Source organism: Streptomyces phytophilus (genome assembly GCF_013870535.1).
Classification (GTDB): domain Bacteria; phylum Actinomycetota; class Actinomycetes; order Streptomycetales; family Streptomycetaceae; genus Streptomyces; species Streptomyces phytophilus.
Window position 1 is genome coordinate 1 of sequence record NZ_JACBXC010000515.1, and the last position, 4102, is coordinate 4102.

Here is a 4102-nt window from a genome sequence, read left to right on the forward strand (position 1 = left end):
GGTGCGGGCGGCGGTGTCTGCCGGGACCTCGCGCTCCTCTCATATTCGATCAGCCTGAGGGCTCGGGTCCCGTCCCGCCCGTTGGATTGCTCTGGTCGGAGGCTCACGCTCCGTGAGCGCACGGCGGCGCGTGAGCTACGTCAGGCTGAGCGTCACGTTGATGCACACGCCCACGATGACGACGGCCGCCAGCACCCGGGGCCACAGGGGACGTTCTCTTCGGGGCTGCCATCCGGACATCGCATTTCCTGTTCGCCGTCGGGCCTTTCCTCGTACGGCGACGCTATTCCGCGACCGGCGGCCCCCGCATTCCGGCTGCCTGCAGTTAGCGGGTGCAGTTTTCTGCACCGCTGACCGTGCTCGGAATCCATCGAGTTGAGGTAGGTGAGCACGGCGCGCACCCGGCGGTTGCTGCCGTCGGTCGCCGGCAGGCCGAGTTTGGCGAAGATGTTCCCGATGTGCTTGTTCACCGAAGTCTCCGCGAGGAACAGCAGTTTGGCGATGACGGCGTTGCCGTGGCCCTCCGCCATGAGGGACAGCACTTCCCGTTCGCGCGAGGTGAGCGCTGCCAGCGGGTCGTTGCGTACCCGGCGGACCATGAGCCGGGCCCTGGGCCAGCAGCCGGGCCGCGTAGGCGTGCTCGACGTACTGGGACAGCACCAGGACCGGCAGGTCCGGCAGCGTCTCGCGGGCGGTGACCGCGGCGCGCAGGCCCTCGTCCCGGTACGTCGGCGGCAGCCGTACGTCCAGGACGGCGATGTCCGGCTCGTGCTCCAGGAGTACGGGCAGCAGGCTGTCGCCGTCCGCCACCGTGGCGCAGACCTCGTGGCCCACGCTGGTCAGCAGCAGGGACAGGCCCTCCAGCAGCAGGACGTTGTCCTCGGCGATCACGATCCGCACGGCCGCCTTGAGGTGCTGGGCGAGGGCGGCCTCTCGGCGGCGCAGCGCTCGCAGGCCATGGCGTCGGTGCTGACCGGTGCGCTGCCGCTGGCGCGGGTCTTCGGCTACCTCGCCGTCTCGGTGGCCAACACGCTGGTGCTGGCCACCCTGGGCCGGGTCAGGGAGTTCTCGCTGCTGCGGCTGGCGGGGGCCCCGACCGCGCAGGTGGTGCGGATGATGCGGGTGGAGGCCGGGATGGTGGTGGGCATCGCGGTGGCGGTGGGGACGGTGGTGCCGCTGCTGCCGATGGCCACGATGAGCCTGGGGCTCACCGGATCGCTGCTGCCGCACTTCCCCGTGCTGCTGTACGCGGGGATCGTCGCCGCGGCGGCGCTGATCGGGCCGGCGGCGATCCTGCTGCCCACGCGGATCGCGCTGCAGCGGGGATCGTCGCCGCGGCGGCGCTGATCGGGCCGGCGGCGATCCTGCTGCCCACGCGGATCGCGCTGCGTACGCCGCCGGTGGAGGGCATCGGCCTGCGCGAGTGACCGGCGGCCGGCGGGGCGGGGGTCCGGGGCGCCTGGGTCCCGGGTGGCCGGAGGGGGCCGATTGCCGGGTGGTGTCTTCCCACGTTGAAATTGAACGCGTACGGTCAAAATGTAGGCCGCAACGAACGGAGGACTCCTGCATGCGCCCACGCCGTGCTCTGCTCGTCCCCCTCACCGCCGCGCTCTCCGCCCTTCTCGCCCTTCCCCTCACCGCCCAGGCCGCCGCACCCCCGCCGTCCCCGCCCGTCGACCTCGACGTGCTCTCCGGCCGCCCCGACTCCGTCACCGGCGGCAACGCCCTGCTCCGCGTCGAGGCCCCCGAGCCCGGCGACGTCCGCGTCCGGCTCAACGGCCGCGACGTCACCGCGCAGTTCGCCCCCGCCGGCCCCGGCGCCCTCACCGGAGTGGTCGAGGGCGTACGCGACGGCCGCAACACCGTCACCGCCACCGCACCCGGCCACCGCGCGGCCCGGCTCGCGCTCACCGGCCACCCCGCGCAGGGCCCCGTCTTCTCCGGTCCGCACCAGCAGCCCTTCGTCTGCGAGACCGGCACCTTCCGGCTGCCCGTCGTCGGCGGCACCCTCGGCGACCCCCTCGACGCCGACTGCTCCGCGCAGACCCGCGTCGACTACTTCTACCGGAACACCGGCGGCGTCTACACCGCCTGGCCGGCCGGCGCCACCGCCTACCCCGCCGACCTCGGCCGCACCACCACCTCCACCGGCGACACCGTCCCGTTCATCGTGCGGATGGAGACCGGCACCGCCAACCGCGGCATCTACCAGTCGACGATCCTCCACGACCCCCTCGCCGAGCCCGCCCCCGACCCCCGCACCCGCCCCGCGGGCTGGAACGGCCGCGCCGTCTACACCCTCGGCGGCGGCTGCATCGGCGGCTGGTACCGGCAGGGCAACACCACCGGCGGCGTCACCGACGCCTTCATGCTCGGCCGGGGGTACGCCGTCATGTCGTCGTCCCTGAACGTCTTCGGCGCCAACTGCCACGACCTCACCGCCGCCGAGACCGCCATGACGGTCAAGGAGCGGTTCACCGAGGCGTACGGGCCGGTCGACCACACCATCGGCTTCGGCTGCTCCGGCGGTTCGTACCAGGCGTACCAGATCGTCGACAACTACCCGGGCATCCTCGACGGCATCCTGCCCGCCTGCTCCTTCCCCGACGTCGGCTTCGCGATGACGAACCGCGTCACCGACACCCGCCTGCTCACCGAGTACTTCGCCGGGGACACCGACCTGGCCTGGACCGAGGAGCAGAAGCGCGCCGTCACCGGCTTCGCCTCGTACGCCGTCGCCACCGGCACCCAGGGCGACGCCGCGCGCATCGACCCGACGGGCAACTGCGGCGTGCTGCCGGAGGAGTTGCGCTACGACCCGGAGACCAACCCCGGCGGCGCGCGCTGCGACCTCTACGACCACGCCATCAACGTCTACGGCCCCGACCCGCGCACCGGCTTCGCCCGCCGCCCGCTCGACAACGTCGGCGTGCAGTACGGGCTCGGCGCCCTCGCCGCCGGGACGATCGGCAAGCAGCAGTTCCTGGAGCTGAACGAGCGCGTCGGCGGCTACGACCACGACGCCCGCATCGTCGACGGCCGCACCGCCGCGGACCCGCTCGCCACCCGCACCGCGTACCGCACCGGCCGGCTCACCAACGGCGGCGGGGGTCTGAAGGACGTGCCGATCATCGAGTACCGCGCGTACGTCGACGACGCCCCCAAGGGCGACACCCACCTGCGCTACTACTCCCTGTCCATGCGCAAGCGCCTGGTGAAGGCCAACGGCACCGCGGCCAACATGGTCAGCCTCATGGAGGACAACCGCTACGGCGGCCAGAGCACCGCCAGCCCGCTGGTCCGCCACTCCCTGGTGATGATGGACCGCTGGCTCACGAACCTCGACGCCGACACCTCCGCCGCCCCGCGCATCGACAAGATCACGGCGGCGAGGCCCGCGGAGCTGCGGGAGGGCTGCCACACCCGCGACGCCGAGCCCCGGTTCGTCGCCGAGGCGCTGGACCGCGACCCGGACAGCACGTGCGAGCGGCTCTATCCGTCGCACTCCTTCCCGCGCGAGGTCGCGGGCGAGGACATCGCCACCGACGTGATCAAGTGCCGTACGGAGCCGCCGCGGCGGGACGCGTACACGCGCGAGTACGGCGTGACGTGGACGGACGCCGAGTGGCGCCGGCTGCGGGCCGTCTTCGACCGGGGCGTCTGCGACTACGCGCGGGCGGGAGTGGGGCAGCAGGGGCTGGCGGGGACCTGGCTCACCTTCTGAGGGTTTGCGCAGTTGGACGGGTAGAAGGCTCAGACCGCTCTCATCCCGTTCTCAGGGAGCCTGGGTAGCCTGCATGCATGAGTGGAATGGCACCTGCAGGGTGGTATCCCGACCCGGACCGGAGCGACGAGGAGTCGCCGAGGGAGCGGAGGTGGGACGGTGAAGGCTGGACGGACGAGGTCAGGCCCGCTGCTGTCGCCCCAGATGTCCCTGCGCAGAGCCCCGAAGGGGCCGCCGGCGGGGGCCCCGCTCCGGCCCCGTTCCCCGGGCCCGCCCCGCGGGACGCTCCGCCCGGCGGCCACGTGGAACCACCGGGCCCCGTGGGCCCGTACGGCAGGAAGCGCTGGACGGGCAGGCGCCCGCTGGCGCTCGGCATAG

At 72.9% G+C, this 4102-nt stretch carries 3 protein-coding genes and 1 pseudogene; 3 read left to right on the forward strand and 1 reads right to left on the reverse strand.

All coding sequences use genetic code 11. From position 1 onward, the window contains the following. Positions 1-365: 365 nt before the first annotated feature. A pseudogene (locus H5J30_RS20375) lies at positions 366-900 on the reverse strand (response regulator transcription factor); the annotation flags it as partial. Between the two features lie 12 nt (positions 901-912). Between H5J30_RS20375 and H5J30_RS37490 the strand changes: the two are divergent. The 3 genes from H5J30_RS37490 to H5J30_RS37725 form a co-directional block, all read left to right on the forward strand. Next, positions 913-1347, forward strand: a complete 435-nt coding sequence (locus H5J30_RS37490) for an ABC transporter permease family protein (RefSeq protein ID WP_309505584.1) — start codon at positions 913-915, stop codon at positions 1345-1347. Between the two features lie 220 nt (positions 1348-1567). Continuing rightward, a complete protein-coding gene (locus H5J30_RS20385; RefSeq protein ID WP_181788842.1) occupies positions 1568-3724 on the forward strand; it encodes a DUF6351 family protein in 2157 nt (718 codons plus the stop codon). Positions 3725-3810: 86 nt separating this feature from the next. Further along, positions 3811-4102 (forward strand): DUF2510 domain-containing protein (locus H5J30_RS37725; RefSeq protein WP_374101006.1); only part of this gene is annotated, 292 nt, incomplete at its 3' end.